The 15,099-nt window shown below is 58.4% G+C and carries 14 protein-coding genes and 1 pseudogene; 13 read left to right on the forward strand and 2 right to left on the reverse strand.

Annotated elements, in window-relative coordinates; genetic code table 11:
* The first annotated feature begins 83 nt into the window (after positions 1-83).
* The 10 genes from FBX99_RS11310 to FBX99_RS11355 all read left to right on the forward strand — a co-directional run bounded on the left by FBX99_RS11310 (position 84) and on the right by FBX99_RS11355 (position 10,490).
* Positions 84-2,996 carry an aminotransferase gene (locus FBX99_RS11310; RefSeq protein ID WP_145131606.1) on the forward strand — a complete coding sequence of 971 codons (2,913 nt, stop codon included), beginning with the start codon at positions 84-86 and terminating at the stop codon, positions 2,994-2,996.
* A 222-nt stretch (positions 2,997-3,218) separates the two neighbouring features.
* On the forward strand, positions 3,219-4,097 hold the full coding sequence (gene aguB, locus FBX99_RS11315) for an N-carbamoylputrescine amidase (RefSeq protein ID WP_145131608.1): 879 nt from the start codon (positions 3,219-3,221) through the stop codon (positions 4,095-4,097).
* 3 nt (positions 4,098-4,100) lie between these two features.
* On the forward strand, positions 4,101-5,207 hold the full coding sequence (aguA, locus tag FBX99_RS11320) for an agmatine deiminase (protein WP_145131610.1): 1,107 nt from the start codon (positions 4,101-4,103) through the stop codon (positions 5,205-5,207).
* Between the two features lie 244 nt (positions 5,208-5,451).
* Positions 5,452-5,652, forward strand: a complete 201-nt coding sequence (locus FBX99_RS11325) for a hypothetical protein (RefSeq protein WP_047699889.1) — start codon at positions 5,452-5,454, stop codon at positions 5,650-5,652.
* 200 nt (positions 5,653-5,852) lie between these two features.
* Entirely contained in the window at positions 5,853-6,527 is a 675-nt protein-coding gene (locus FBX99_RS11330; RefSeq protein ID WP_144930369.1) for a DsbA family protein, read from the forward strand.
* Positions 6,528-6,766: 239 nt separating this feature from the next.
* The gene (locus tag FBX99_RS11335; RefSeq protein ID WP_145131612.1) at positions 6,767-8,053 is read left to right on the forward strand and encodes an OprD family porin; all 1,287 of its coding nucleotides are present in this window, start codon (positions 6,767-6,769) and stop codon (positions 8,051-8,053) included.
* 233 nt (positions 8,054-8,286) lie between these two features.
* Positions 8,287-9,033, forward strand: coding sequence for a 2OG-Fe dioxygenase family protein (locus tag FBX99_RS11340; RefSeq protein ID WP_144930367.1), 747 nt, complete (start codon positions 8,287-8,289; stop codon positions 9,031-9,033).
* A gap of 13 nt (positions 9,034-9,046) precedes the next feature.
* Positions 9,047-9,484 (forward strand): GNAT family N-acetyltransferase, encoded by a 438-nt coding sequence (locus tag FBX99_RS11345; RefSeq protein ID WP_178111900.1) that lies wholly within the window; start codon positions 9,047-9,049, stop codon positions 9,482-9,484.
* Entirely contained in the window at positions 9,481-10,194 is a 714-nt protein-coding gene (locus FBX99_RS11350; RefSeq protein ID WP_144930366.1) for an AzlC family ABC transporter permease, read from the forward strand. Before FBX99_RS11345 ends, FBX99_RS11350 begins: the two co-directional genes overlap by 4 nt.
* Positions 10,173-10,490, forward strand: a complete 318-nt coding sequence (locus FBX99_RS11355; RefSeq protein ID WP_047699877.1) for an AzlD domain-containing protein — start codon at positions 10,173-10,175, stop codon at positions 10,488-10,490. Before FBX99_RS11350 ends, FBX99_RS11355 begins: the two co-directional genes overlap by 22 nt.
* Here FBX99_RS11355 and FBX99_RS11360 read toward each other — a convergent pair.
* Positions 10,407-11,333 carry a LysR family transcriptional regulator gene (locus tag FBX99_RS11360; protein WP_145131614.1) on the reverse strand — a complete coding sequence of 309 codons (927 nt, stop codon included), beginning with the start codon at positions 11,331-11,333 and terminating at the stop codon, positions 10,407-10,409. The genes FBX99_RS11355 and FBX99_RS11360 overlap by 84 nt on opposite strands.
* Positions 11,334-11,684: 351 nt before the next feature.
* Here FBX99_RS11360 and FBX99_RS11365 point away from each other — a divergent pair, with 351 nt between their 5' ends.
* Both FBX99_RS11365 and FBX99_RS11370 read left to right on the forward strand, forming a co-directional pair.
* Complete coding sequence (locus FBX99_RS11365; RefSeq protein WP_144930364.1) at positions 11,685-12,092, forward strand: MbcA/ParS/Xre antitoxin family protein; 408 nt, start codon at positions 11,685-11,687, stop codon at positions 12,090-12,092.
* Entirely contained in the window at positions 12,092-12,769 is a 678-nt protein-coding gene (locus FBX99_RS11370) for an RES family NAD+ phosphorylase (protein ID WP_047699872.1), read from the forward strand. The genes FBX99_RS11365 and FBX99_RS11370 overlap by 1 nt, the downstream gene beginning before the upstream one ends.
* A gap of 130 nt (positions 12,770-12,899) precedes the next feature.
* Here the strand turns inward: FBX99_RS11370 and FBX99_RS11375 are convergent, their stop codons facing one another.
* Positions 12,900-14,507 (reverse strand): methyl-accepting chemotaxis protein, encoded by a 1,608-nt coding sequence (locus tag FBX99_RS11375; RefSeq protein WP_144930363.1) that lies wholly within the window; start codon positions 14,505-14,507, stop codon positions 12,900-12,902.
* Positions 14,508-14,795: 288 nt separating this feature from the next.
* Here FBX99_RS11375 and FBX99_RS29550 point away from each other — a divergent pair.
* Positions 14,796-14,915, forward strand: a pseudogene (locus tag FBX99_RS29550) (transposase); the annotation flags it as partial.
* Positions 14,916-15,099: the final 184 nt, after the last annotated feature.

A 15,099-nucleotide genomic window follows, 5' to 3' on the forward strand; every position in this document is an offset into this window, starting at 1 on the left:
TTCTTCCCGCAAAGAGGGGTTGCTTATTCTCCAACTCAATGGCGTGATAGGTGTTCAATAAAAACCACATCAGGGGTCGTTGTATGCCACTCGCTACGTTGGTTCATCGTGCCAGTTTGCCCAGTCCACAGATCAGCGCCAAGCAGGCGCTGGTGCTGCTGCGCCTGAACTACGGCCTCAGCGGTGACCTGCGACCCCTTGGCAGCCAGCAGGATCTCAACTACCGCGTCGACAGCGAGCGCGGGCGATTTGTGTTAAAAATTTGCCATGGTGACTACGCCGTCCAAGAGCTCCAGGCCCAGCATGCAGCCCTTGGGCAACTGGCCAGCCACGGTACGGTAAAAGTGCCACGGGTGATTGTGGCCAATAACGGCCAGGATCTGTTGACGCTCGACGTCGACGGACAGGTGGTTCACGTTCGATTGCTGGAATACATCGACGGCCAGCCTCTGACCCAACTCAAGCATCTGGGCCAGGAGCTGGTGAGCGGCCTGGGGCGCTTGTGTGCGGAAGTCGACCAGGCCCTGGCCGCATTCGACCATCCGGGCCTGGAGCGCACCCTGCAATGGGACGCCCGCCATGCCGACGCGCTGATCGGCCATCTGCTGCCGGTCATCCAGGACGATCAACGACGCGGCCTGATCGCCGAGGTTGCGCAACAGGCCGAGCGACGCCTGCATCCGCTCAAGGCCCACCTGCCGGTGCAAGCCATCCACATGGACCTGACCGATGACAATGTGGTCTGGCAGCGCGATGCCCAGCGCCAGTGGCAATTGCAGGGCGTCATCGATTTCGGCGACCTGATCCGCACCTGGCGCATTACCGAGTTGTCGGTGACTTGTGCGGCATTGCTGCACCACGCCAATGGCGATCCGTTCTTCATCCTGCCGGCGGTCCAGGCTTATCACGAGACGAACCCGTTGCAGCGTGAAGAGCTGCTGGCGCTCTGGCCGATGATTGTGGAACGCGCCGCCGTGTTGGTGCTCAGTGGCGAACAACAAGTGTCCATCGACCCGGACAACACCTACAGCCGCGCCAACCTGGAGCATGAATGGGAAATCTTCCGGGTTGCCCACTCGGTGCCGTTCGAGCTGATGGAGGCGGCGATCCTGCGCGCCGTTGGCCAGAATCTGCCACCGATTGGCAGTGAAGGCTTCGTACCGTTGTTGCCGACCCTGGTAGGCCGCGAGTTCGCCCTGATCGACCTGGGTGTGCTGAGCCCGCATTTCGAGGCCGGCAACTGGGTGCAGCCAGGTATCGACCAGCGTCTGCTGAGCGAGGCCGCCACCGTTCACGGATTGGCCGCCAGCCGCTACGGCCAGTATCGGTTGTCGCGCACCCGGCCGGACAGTGCCGTGGAGCCTGAAACCTGCCCGCTGCATGTGGAGTTGCATGTACCTCACGGCACGCCGCTCGAGTCGCCGTTTGCCGGGGTATTGCACAAGAGCGCCGACGGCATGCTGCAACTGGACAGTTCACAGTTGAGCATTCGGCTGTGGGGTGTGGCGTCGCCGCTGCATGCCGGGGCTGCGCTGGTCAAGGGACAGGTCCTGGGCGAAGTGGCTGGCCCGTTGCGGGTGCAGTTGTGCCGGGGCGCGCACCTGAACCCACCGCTGTTCTGCACCCCGTCCACAGCCCCGGCCTGGCAGGCATTGTGCCCTTCACCGGCGGTATTGCTCGGGCTGGCTTGCGACGCCCAAGAGGAAGTCGACGCCAAGACATTGCTGGCCCGTCGCGATGCGAGCTTCGCCCGCACTCAGAAACATTATTACGTCGACCCGCCGCGCATCGAACGTGGCTGGCGAAACCACCTGATCGACATGCAGGGGCGCTCCTACGTCGACATGCTCAATAACGTTGCGGTGTTGGGCCACGGTCATCCACGCATGGCGGCCGTGGCTGCCCGGCAGTGGTCGCTGCTCAATACCAACTCCCGTTTTCACTACGCGGCGATTGCCGAATTTTCCGAACGATTATTGTCGCTGGCGCCGTCAAACATGAATCGGGTGTTCCTGGTCAACAGCGGCACGGAGGCCAACGACCTGGCGATCCGCCTGGCCTGGGCCTACAGCGGCGGACGAGACATGCTCAGTGTGCTGGAAGCCTACCATGGCTGGTCGGTGGCGGCAGATGCGGTCTCGACGTCCATCGCCGACAATCCCAAGGCCCTGAGCAGCCGCCCGGACTGGGTGCACCCGGTGACCGCTCCCAACACTTATCGCGGTGAGTTCCGTGGCCCCGACAGCGCGCCGGACTACGTGCGCAGTGTCGAGCACAACCTGGCGAAAATTGCCGAGCAGAAGCGCCAGCTCGCCGGTTTCATCTGCGAGCCGGTGTACGGCAATGCCGGCGGTATCGCGCTGCCACCTGGTTATTTGAAACAGGTCTATGAGCTGGTGCGCGAACGGGGCGGGGTGTGCATCGCTGACGAGGTACAGGTCGGCTACGGGCGCATGGGCGAGTTTTTCTGGGGTTTCGAAGAGCAGGGCGTGGTACCGGATATCATTACCATGGCCAAGGGTATGGGGAATGGCCAGCCGCTGGGCGCGGTCATCACCCGCCGGGAAATCGCCGAGGCGTTGGAAGCCGAGGGCTATTTCTTCTCGTCGTCTGGCGGCAGCCCCGTCAGTTGCCAGATCGGCATCGCGGTGCTGGATGTCATGGAGGAAGAAGGGCTCTGGGAAAATGCCCGGGTAGTGGGCGGTCACTTCAAGGCACGCCTGCAAGCCCTGATGGACCGGTACCCGTTGGTCGGTGCGGTGCATGGTTCCGGGTTTTACCTGGGCCTGGAGCTGGTCCGTAATCGCGAAACACTGGAGCCCGCCACCGAAGAAACCGCGACGCTGTGCAACCGCCTTCGGGAGTTGGGCATCTTCATGCAACCCACCGGTGACTACCTGAACATCCTCAAGATCAAGCCACCGATGGTGACGACGCGTCAGAGCGTGGATTTCTTCGTCGATATGCTATCGAAGGTATTGGACGAAGGTCTCTGATCCGAGACGGACGCTTCCCTGCAGGCTTGTTTCTGCAGATTGATCGCGAATATTTTCGATTTTTATCGATTAAATTCGCGATTTTTTTTGCCTGAAATAATTTTTTATCTTTAAAGTCCGATTTTTATCGGCTATAAAGTCTTCGTTGCTCGAAGCCTTGATCCCTTCGTGCCCGCTTTTATCCTCTTTTGTCATCCGCTGCACATCGCCCGGAGATGATTCATGAGCCGTATCGTTACCGTCGCCGCCACCCAGATGGCCTGTTCCTGGGACCTCGAAGCCAACATCGAGACCGCTGAAAATCGGGTTCGCGAGGCCGCAGCCAAAGGCGCCCAGATTATCCTGATCCAGGAATTGTTCGAGACTCCGTACTTCTGCCAGAAGACGAATCCGGACTACCTGCTGCTGGCGACCTCGGTTGAAGAGAACGCAGCCATCAAGCATTTCCAGAAGCTGGCGAAAGAGCTGCAGGTCGTGTTGCCGATCAGCTTCTTCGAACTGGCCGGACGTGCGCGTTTCAACAGCGTTGCAATCATCGACGCCGATGGGCAAAACCTGGGGGTGTACCGCAAGAGCCACATTCCGGACGGTCCGGGCTACCATGAGAAGTATTACTTCAACCCGGGTGATACCGGCTTCAAGGTCTGGAATACCCGTTATGCGAAGATCGGCGTGGGCATCTGCTGGGATCAGTGGTTTCCCGAATGTGCCCGCAGCATGGCGCTGCAGGGCGCGGAAATACTGTTCTATCCGACCGCCATCGGCAGCGAGCCGCATGACAAGGCTATTGCGTCCCGGGATCACTGGCAGCGTGTGCAACAAGGCCATGCCGGCGCCAACATGATGCCGCTGGTGGCCAGTAATCGTATTGGCAATGAGGAACAGGACGGTTACGACATTACCTTCTACGGCTCGTCGTTCATCGCCAATCAGTTCGGTGAAAAGGTCCAGGAGTTGAACGAAACCGAGGAAGGTGTATTGGTACACAGTTTCGATCTTGACGAGCTGGAGCGCATTCGCAGTGCCTGGGGCATTTTCCGGGATCGCCGTCCGAACCTGTATGGCGCGATCAAAACCCTCGATGGCTCACTGGAGTCCTGATTCATGACTACGTTGCACAGTACCCCCCGCGCGGATGGTTTTTACATGCCTGCCGAGTGGGCAACCCAGACCCAGGTCTGGATGATCTGGCCCGAGCGCCCGGACAACTGGCGCCTGGGCGGCAAGCCCGCGCAGGCTGCCCACGTAGCGGTCGCCAAGGCCATCGCTCGTTTTGAACCCGTGACCGTGGCGGTGTCTGCGGCTCAATATGAAAACGCCCGGGCGCGCCTCGACATACCGAATATCCGCTTGGTGGAGATGTCCAGCGACGACGCCTGGGTCCGGGACACCGGCCCGACATTCGTCATCAATGACCATGGCGAAGTACGCGGTGTCGACTGGGATTTCAACGCCTGGGGCGGTTTTGACGACGGGCTGTACTCACCGTGGAACCGGGACTCGCAAATAGCCAGCAAGATCCTCGAGATCGAGCGCAGCCCGCGTTACCGCACTGAAGGTTTCGTGCTCGAGGGCGGTTCGATCCATGTCGATGGTGAAGGCACCGTGATCACTACCGAGGAATGCCTGCTCAATCGCAACCGTAACCCGCACTTGGGTCGCGAGGAGATCGAGGCGGTGCTCAGCGCCCAATTGGCGGTGGACAAGATCATCTGGCTGCCGGACGGCTTGTTCAACGACGAAACTGACGGCCATGTGGATAACTTCTGCTGCTACGTGCGTCCTCGCGAAGTTCTACTTGCCTGGACTGACGATCCACAGGATCCGAACTATGCGCGCTGCCACGCCGCGATGGACGTGTTGCAAAACAGCACCGACGCCAAGGGGCGCACGTTCGTGGTGCACAAGATGCCGATTCCGGGACCGTTGTATGCCACCGAGGCGGAATGCGCCGGTGTGGATGCGGTGGAAGGTTCCCAGGAGCGCAATCCGAGCGTGCGACTGGCCGGTTCCTACGTCAACTTCCTGATCGTCAACGGTGGCATCATCGCGCCAAGCTTCGACGATCCGTTGGATGCCACGGCCAGGGAGATTCTGCAGAACCTGTTTCCACAGCACGAAGTGGTCATGGTGCCAGGTCGCGAACTGTTACTGGGAGGCGGGAATATCCATTGCCTTACTCAACAGCAACCGGCGCCGTACACAAAATGAGTGGCGATGTAACAGCCAAATGACATTGATCGCGGTGGCTCTGCGGCGGTGTTTTTGGATCCATTCAAGCGAGCCCGCAGCCCGATTGGGGTGCGGGCTTTTTTGTGCCCGTTTGATGGCGACGCCGGATACATTGGCATAGCTCTTGTATCTGCATTCCAGCAGTTCCGAAGAGCGGAGCTGAGTTGTTTTGTAATAAACCTTGGATAAATTGGCCGCTCATCGACCAGGAGAGGGCGCTGGAATGAATATGATAAGCGAGCGCACATGCCATCCCTTGACCGTTAATGGTGAGTCGCTTCAAGCCCTGGCTCAGTGGTTGAAGTCCAACGGTACGCGTCAGATCAGAGAACCTGATCCGCGTCGGTTGATCATGGAGCGCTACCCCGCTGGACTGTTCAGCGAGGCGGAGCTGGAAGCGTTGTGGGATGTCATGCAAGGATAAGAATTCGATGGATTGATAAAACAGCGCTGGCCGGGATGGCAGCGCTTTTTTTATATCCTCGGACTAGAGACTGAAACATCCCACAGGGAGGCCCGGCATTTGACCGATTCGCGAAACAGACTGAAAGTCATTTCGACGTTTTTCCGCGGGATTCCTGAGGCTACGCTGCCGTTATTAGTCCTTAAGGCAGCGGAATTTCCATGAGCATCCTTCATTACATCTACGACCCACTATGCGGCTGGTGCTACGGTGCCAAACCGCTGGTGCAAGCCGCCCGTGCGGTGTTGCCGGTGATCGCCCATGGCGGCGGAATGATGACCGGTACCCATCGCCAACCGGTCTCACTCCAGTTGCGCAATTACGTGATGCCCCATGACCGGCGGATCGCCGAGTACACCGGGCAGCCGTTTGGCGAGGCCTATTTCGAAGGACTGTTGCGGGACGAGCGGGCGGTATTCGATTCGGCGCCACCCATCGCGGCGGTTCTCGCTGCCGAACAGGTGGGTGGTCGGGGGCTGGACTTGTTGGAGCGTTTGCAAACCGCACACTACGTCGAAGGCCGGAGAATTGCCGATGAAACAGTGCTGCTGGAGTTGGCCCAGGCCATCGGGCTGGAAGCCGAGGCATTCCAGTCGGCGTTCACCGCTGTCGATGTAGAAACCCATATCAACGCCAGTCGCGCCTTGCTGGCCAAGGTCGGTGGCCAGGGCTTTCCAACCCTGGCTCTGCAACAAGATGGGCAGTTCACGCGAGTGGACATCGGTCCTTGGCTTGGCAAGCCCGAGGCATTCGTCGAATGGTTGAATCTGTCCCTGCCGGCGCAGACCTCTTCTGCGACACCGCTTTGCAGTCTCGATGGATGTTCGGGTTCTTAGACGTTTTTCGCCTGATCAAAGACGATTCACGAAATTGACACATTCTTGGCGGCACGGCTAGGATTCGTCCTACGCCTGTGGCTAACAGCCATGATTCTTAAATAATAAAAAGGCCCGACACGATCACTCGTGGGCGGGCCTTTTTATTATTTCAGGGGCAAGAGTCCGAAAAAGAGCGCAAAAAGCGCCATTTCGGCTGCCGGTCGCAGTGCGTATCAACCCATACAAGGAAAATAATCATGTTGAACACGCGCATCGGTTTGATCGCACTGGGGATTTTGAGCACGACACACGCCTTGGCCAGCGACCAGTCCGAGTCCAAGGGTTTCGTTGAAGACAGCAGCCTGAAAGTGCTGTTGCGCAACGCCTATATCAACCGTGACTACAAAGATGGCAACCAGGACAAGGCAGAATGGGGACAGGCGGCCATTGGCACGTTCTCGTCCGGTTTCACCCAAGGCACCGTCGGTGTAGGGGTAGACGCCTTCGGCCTGTACGCGTTGCGTCTGGATGGCGGCAAAGGCCGCAGCGGTGCGGGCGGCATCGACTTCTTCAAGCAAGGCGACAGTGGTAACGCGGCGGATGATCTGTCCAGGTTCGGTGCAGCGGTGAAGTTCCGAGTTTCCAACACGGTATTGGCCTATGGCGACCAGATGCCGGCCTTGCCGGTGTTGAGTTATGACAACTCGCGGCTGCTGCCGGAAAGCTATACCGGCACGCTGATCACATCCAAAGAAATCAAGGGCCTGGAACTGAACGCCGGTCGTTTCACCGCCGAATCGCGCAAGAGTGCCGAAGGCCGCGACAGCGGTGGGCTGAAGTCGATCAACGTATTGGGCGGCAGCTATCAGTTCACCGAGCAGTTCAAGGCTTCGCTCTACGCTTCGGATGTCGAAGATGTGCTGAAGAAGCAATACGTCAACGCCAACTATGTGTTCCCGCTGGCCAAGGATCAGTCTCTGACGCTGGACTTCAACGGTTACCGCACCAAGCTCGACAACGACTACGTTCGTGAGAACAACGTCACCGGCGACGATAACAAGATCTGGAGCCTGGCCGCGACCTTCGCCACCGGGCCGCACAGCTTCACACTCGCTCATCAGCGCAGCACCGGCGACAGCAATCTGGGCTATGCCTATGGTGGCTATCAGCGTGAACAGAATCGGGTAGGGGACGGTGGTAATACGATCTATCTGGCCAACTCCTACTGGTCCGACTTCAACGCGGAAGACGAACGCAGCTGGCAACTGGGCTACGGCCTGGACTTCAGCACATTCGGCGTTCCCGGCCTGACCTATAACGTCGCTTATGTGCGTGGCGATAACATCACCACTTCAACCAGCGAAGGCGGCACCGAGCGCGAGATCTTCAACCAGCTCAAATACGTGGTCCAGAACGGCCCGGCCAAGGATCTCAGCGTGAGGTTGCGTAGTTCTATTCTGCGTGTTTCGCAGAAATCCAGCGAGTACAACGTCAGCGGCAACGAGCTGCGAGTGTTCGTGGATTACCCGATCAACGTCTTCTGATGCCTGATCACATTAACTGAGCCGGAAAAAACCTCGAATCCACATTCGGGGTTTTTTGGCTTTTGGCGTCGGAGATATTGCTCTAGCCGTCTGTTTTCCCGATAAAAAAGCGCACGGATGGTCCTTCATCCTTCGTTTCAAGTGCGACTTGAAGTGACTCAAATTCTTTTTCATGGACGGAAATTCTGCACCTACTAGATTAGGCCGCTCAATGCAGTGGAGACCTAATAAAAATGATCGTTCTGAACAGGGAAGTGGGCGAAGCGCTACGACGTGACAAATACGTTAACGTCCGCGGTGGAGACTTCAATCTCTACGGTCATTTCGGTGACTTTGTCCGGCTGACCAAAAGCTGGGACAACATGGAACCCGACAGCTATTACGGCCAGGCCGAGTCAGGCATGCGTTTTCGCCGTTACAGCGACTTCGAATACAACCCCCAGACCCGCGAGCTCAAGCAGCTCGAACATCGGGCCTATATCCAGTCCAAGGCCAACAACAGCTACGTCGGCGGTCTGGAGCGGCACTTCCAGGATTTCTCCAACGAAGTGATCAACTCCCCGGTGATGCGCAGCCTGATCGACACGGACTTCGAGGTCTACAAGAACGTCCTGCCGCAGGAGCTGCACGATGAAATCTGGCAGTGCCAGATCCATCAGATCCGCATCGAGATCAAACCGGGCAAACAACTGGAAATCACGCCCGAAGGCATTCACTGCGACGGCTACCCGTTCAGCGGCGTGCATTTCTGGGGCCGTCACAACGTGGCGGGCGCGGAGAGCCGGTTGTATACCCCTCAGGAAGAACAATTGGCGGCGATTACCTACGAGGACATCCTCGATACGACATTCTTCCTCGACCGCGACATGCGTCACTATGTGACCCCGGCCCGTAATATCCACAGCCATGAAATGGCGTTCAGGCAGATCCTGGCAATTTCTTTCTCGCGGCCCGGGACCGCTTTTGACATTGTTCGCTGAACAGTTGGTACCCATGGACGACCCGGAGCAGCAGGTCCTGTTGCGCCGGGCGATGGTCAGGGATGCCGAACGCATGGAGCGGTTTTTTCGCGGTTTCGACGAAGTCTCGTTCTGCGAATGGCAGGATGCGCGGTTCCTGCGGGGGGTGTTATTGCAGGAAACCACCACGGCTTACCTGGCTATCGATACCAGTGGTTGTGTGGTAGGCGCGGTGATTGGCGGTATGCTGGGTACCCGTGGCACCATCAATCACCTGGCGGTCAGCCCAAGGCATCGCACCCGGGGGCTGGGCCAGCGCCTGGTGGAAGCGGCATCCGCCGACATGAAACGGGTGGGCGTGCTGCGCATGTTCCTGTTCGTCGACGATGCCAACCTGGCCGGCAAGCGTTTCTGGGCAGCCCAGGGGTTCTGTGAACCGCGGGGTGAAATCACTTTCGAGAGGGATCTATGAGCAAGACTTCCAGCCAGCCGCTGGTGGTCGAACCACAAGCCTCGCGCACCTTCGCCGAAGCCAGCCCGGTGGTCGCGGGTTATTTTACGGTTTCGTTTGTGTTCGGTCTGATGGCGGTCAACGCCGGGTTGCCCTTGTGGCTGCCGGTAGCGATGTGCCTGTTCGTCTACGCGGGTGCGTCGCAGTTCGCGGCGTTGGCGCTGATTTCCAGCGGGGCGTCGCTGACCACCATCGTGCTTACTACATTCCTGATCAATGCGCGACACATGCTGATGTCGGTCTACATGGCCAAGGCCTTGCGTACATTGGGGCTCAGTCGCTTTGAGCGCTGGTGCTATGCATCCGGGCTTACGGACGAGTCGTTCGCTTTTCACAGCGTCAAGCTGGGCAGCGGGGCGCCGGTGAGTGTGCGCTATCTGATCGGCTTCAACCTGTTCTGCCATACCTCGTGGGTGCTCGGCGGCTTGTTGGGCGCCGTGTGCGCGCAATATGCCGCGCACCTGATCAAGTACCAGCTCGACTATGCCTTGACCGCGATGATGCTCTACGTGCTGGTTTCGCTGTGCAATACCCGTAACAAGCTGATCGCAGCCCTGGCGGCCGTCGTCTGCATGGGCGTGTTAAGCCTGTTGGGCACTTCGCCATTCAACGTCTTTATCGCCACGTTCGTTGGCTGCGGAGTGGGCGTATGCCTGACCAAACGTTCCTGATCCTGGTGGTGGTCCTGATGATGGCCGTAACCTTCCTGCCCCGTGCCTTGCCGTTGCAGGTCAACACGGAACACTGGCCGCCTTTCATTGCCCGCGCTCTGGAATACCTGCCGGTGGCGATCGTCGCTGCCATCAGCCTTACCCCCTTGTTGATCAAGGATCAGCAGATACAGCTTGACCGCCCGGAGTTCTACGCCGCAATTCCGACGCTGTTATGTGCGTATTTCAGCCGTAACCTGTTTCTCAGTGTGGCGGTGGGTACGGCGGCGTATATCGCGCTCGGTTCGTTCCTGTAGTGCCAGGTCCACCACGTCGTGCAGCGCTTCGCCGGACAATTCGGGATTGTTCACTACCAGGCGTACCTCGAGAGAGTCCTCGAAGTCTGGGAAAATCGTCAGGCCGTTGCGCAGTGCCGCATCCCGGGACACCAGCCCCAGGCCATCGAGTTGGGTGATCAACGACAACGTCAGCGTTTCGCTGCAGGAATACACCATCCGCTGACTCGAACCGTACTCTCTCAGACCTGCATCGAGAAAACGGAGGAAGCTGTGGGAGTACGGACACTCTTCTGCGGGGCGTACCTGAAACCTGTCTCCGAGCAAACCGAGGGAATCGCCCTCATTGCCGCAATGGGCGCCCACCACCCGCACCTGCACATCAGGCATCGCGATGCTGGAAAAGCCGCTCTGCTGCGCCCCGATCAGGATGGCCAGGTCAAAGCCTTCGTTCTTGAGTTTACTCAGGTTCTCCATTGATTCGGCGTAACTGAATTCCAGCTGATACTGGGGGAAAACGGCTATCAACCGATCGATCATCCGCCGGTTGAATTCCGCCGGCAGAGTGGTATTGAGCGCCATCTTCAGCGTGCGCTGCCGGGGCTTTTTGAGCGCCATGACTTTTTCTTCGAGCTGCCGTGTGGCCACCAGCACCTGATCCATGAAAGGGGTCAGTTCCGAGCCTTGGCTCGTCAACGTCAGGCCCTTGTTCGAACGCCTGAACAACCGGAAGCCGAATTGCTCCTCGACCTTGTTCAACTGCGCCGCCAATGCCTGCACCGTGAGACACGAATGTTCCGCCGCCGCCGACAACGAGCCGGTCTGCACGATGCGCATGAGGTTGCGTAGGGTTCTGCTATCCATGAGGTAATGCCCTCTGCTTAAGTGGGCTCGCTATTGTTGTGCACCTGGCCCGGGTCAGGCTGTGCGTGTGGCTATCATCGTGCAGCTTGCCACGGTTGTCGCGGTTTTGTGGTGAAAAGCTCTGGTAGGTGCTGGTTGGAGCTTATGTGGGATTCTGTTTTTTTGCTGGTTTGGCGGGTGTTGGCTTGTGTAATTCTTTTTGTCAGGGCTGATGCCAGACGGATAAGTGACAAAATCTGATGGACCCGGACTTGATCTCAGCTTTGATAATTCATTTTCGAATTAAAACTTAATTTATATCCGTATGTGTATTATCCTCTACACATCACCCGCACAAGGAGCCCAGATCCCATGGCTACTTCCTCCATCACCCTCAACGCACAGCAACTGGATTCCCCGGACGCGGGTCGAATCGCCTTGAAGTTCTTCTTCAACCTCATGGAGTTGTGGGGCTGCAGCGTCGAGCAACAGCGCACGTTATTGGGTAAGGTGGGGAACACCACCTTCTACAAGTACAAACAATTACCCTCCAACATCAGGTTGCCTCGCGACACGCTTGAGCGCATCTCCTACCTCATGGGCATTCACAAGGCGCTGAGCATCATCTTCAGCAACAGCCGGGACCGGGCCTATCAATGGGTCAGCAGCCCCAACACCGCTGCGCCGTTCAACGGCCAATCGGCGCTGTCCTACATGCTGGCCGGGCGGGTAGTGGATATCGCCGATGTTAGGCGCTATCTCGACGGAGTACGCGGCTGATGACGCCACCTCTGACGGACCCGCAATGGAAGCGTGCCTATCGGATCGTCAACAGCAGCTTCCCGCCGATCACGCTGTTCGAAGATGTACTCGATCCCGAGGATCTGCCCACGGCCTATGCCCTGGAAGCGCTGACCAATGATCGATTGATGGAAGAGGCCGGGGTGCTGTCACGGGTACGCCCCGAAGATCGGGTTTCCGGACCTGGATCTTCGCCGGTGATGGCGGCGTTCACGCATATCGGCAAAAGCAGCCGTTTCAGCGACGGTACCTTTGGCGTCTACTATGCCGCCAGCAGCCAGGAAGCCGCTATCGCCGAAACCTGCTATCACCAGGCGCGCTTTCTCGGAGCGACCAACGAGCCGGACCTGGAGTTGACCATGCGCACCTACGTCAACCAAGTCATCAAGCCCTTGCACGACATCCGCCACGATTATCCCCACCTCCACGACCCGGACCCCACTGCCTATGGCCCGTCCCAGGTATTCGCCCGGCAACTGCGTGAAACATTGTCCTGGGGCCTGCTCTATAACAGCGTCCGCCTGCCTGGTCACGAATGCGTCGCCGCATTTCGCCCGCCGGCGGTTTCGATTCCGGTGCAGGGCAAGCATATCCGGTATGTCTGGAGTGCCCAGAAGCGGGAGATTTCGTTTGTGTTCGAGGTGAGTCAGGTGTGATTCGGAAACAAAAAATCGAACAGAAGTGGCTTTGTGGCGAGGGAGCTTGCTCCCGCTGGGCTGCCTAGCGACCCCAAATGAGCGTTGCGCACCCAGGCGGGAACCAGCTCCCTCGCCACAAAAAGAGAACTTAGATCTTGAACTGCTGCACCGAAGACTGCATCGACCCCGCCGCAGTGTTCAATTGATTGGCCGTTTGCTGCAGATGGTGAATCGAGAGGGTGTTTTCCCGTGACTGGGCAGCAATCGCCTCCACCCGCTGAGCCATCTCATCACTGGCCTTCGATTGTTCGGCAATCGTCTGGGATATCTCCTCGACCACTTCGGCGGCATGACGGGCGCCAGTACGGATTTCGCTAATGGACACCCCGGCCTGCTGGGCCAGGTTCACCCCTTCATCCACGCGACTGACGCAAGCCTGCATGTTGGAAACGGCATCCCGGGCGCTGGTCTGGATGCGTTCGATCATCGCGGTGATTTCCTGGGTGGACTGGGTGGTACGCGCTGCCAGGTTACGCACTTCATCAGCGACCACGGCAAAGCCCCGACCTGCCTCCCCGGCGCGAGCGGCCTCGATGGCGGCGTTGAGCGCCAGCAGGTTGGTTTGCTCGGCGATGCTCTTGATCACCTGGATGATGGAATGAATGTCTTCGGACGAAGCGTCCAGCGCCGTGATCTTGGTTGAGGACTGGTTGACCACCTCGGCGATGCGGCTCATGCCTTCCACCACTCCAAGAATCACTTGCCCGCCACTGCTCGCCAGTTGTTCCGACTGCGCCGAAATCGTCCGCGCGCTGTCGGCGTGCTGGTGGATCTGGCTGATGTTCGCCATCATCTGCTCCATGCTCGCCGCCATGCTGGTCGCGCTCTGGGCCTGTTGATCGGCGCTGGAGACAATCTGCCTGGCAGTGTCGCCCAAGGTACGGGAAGTGCCGTGCAATTCGTCGCTCTGACTGCGGATCGTGGCAATCATCTGCCGCAGATTGGCTTGCATCTGTTCGATGACGCCCTGCAATTGCCCCAGTTCATCCTTGCCGTGCGCCCCCATGGACCGTTGCAGATCGCCTTGGGAAATCGCCTGGGTATTGAGGATGATTCTGTTCAACGGTGTGAGCACCGCTTTGAGCAGGCTCCAGGACGACAGTATCAATGCCACACAGGTGGCCAGTAATGTCACGACCAACCAGCGTCCCGAAGATCGGATGCTGTCATCCTGGTTCTCGCGAGAAGCCTGGGCCTGGTTCTCGATCAGCTCGCTTACGGCTTCATTGCGCTCCTCCAGCGCCGAAAACGCTGCATTGAACTCAGTTCGCAGCGCTTGTATATCCTTGGCACCCCCCAGCACCTTGCCGATCACCTGCTTGGCTTTATCGATATAGGTGTCGGCCTGTGGTTTCAATTCGACGATGGCTTTGGCGACTGTTTCCGGCAACCTTGCCTCGGCGTTCTCGGCAATCACCTTGCGCATCCGCTGCGAATGCTCGTCAAACGCCTCCTGCACCTCCTTGGCCTCCTGAGCGTCACCGGGCGTTGCCACCAGCGCAGCCAAGACATCGGCACGAATGGCATCGTGCATCATGTCCGCCTCCATGTGCTTGCGCATGGCGGAAATGCTGGTCTCGTTCTCCACCAGGGACTCGGTCATGGAGTGATAGCCCCACAACCCGATACCGCCTAGTAGAAGAGCAAAGAAAAGGCTGACCAACCCCGAAGCTATGATCTTGGTGCGGATCTTCATTGTCGATTGCTCCTGGAGCGGGGATTTCTGGGCAAGTGTAGTTGAGCGCCAGCGGAGCCTCGTGATTGGGGCGTGCTGTTATCCAGGGGTATCGGCGGGGGGAATAATTAGATGAATGCACCACAACCTCTGTGGCGAGGGAGCTTGCTCCCGCTGGGGTGCGGAGCAGCCCTGAACTGGCTTAATGATCCCGGACACCTCTTAAGGGCGATATGATTCGCCCCATCAGGAGGATCCATGCAAGAGCGAAAGACCTACACCCGCGAGTTCAAGCAACGTGCTGCAAGCATGGTTCTTGATGATAACTGCTCAGTTCCTGACGTCTGTGCGTCAATGGACGTTGGCCCTACGGCTCTGCGCCGCTGGGTAGATCAGGTTCGCAAAGAGCGTGAAAAACGGCAGCCAGTGGCAGGCACCAAGGCAATCAGCGACGAACAGCGAGAGCTTCAACAACTGCGAGCCAAGATTAAACGCCTGGAGACTGAGGCTGAAATCTTAAAAAGGCTACGGCTCTCTTGATGTCGGATCCCGATCGTTTTTCCTGATCGAGGAGCTGAGGGAGTCGAGCACATATCCGACCAGACTGCTTTGC

This window comes from Pseudomonas sp. SJZ074 (assembly GCF_007828215.1).
Lineage (GTDB): Bacteria > Pseudomonadota > Gammaproteobacteria > Pseudomonadales > Pseudomonadaceae > Aquipseudomonas.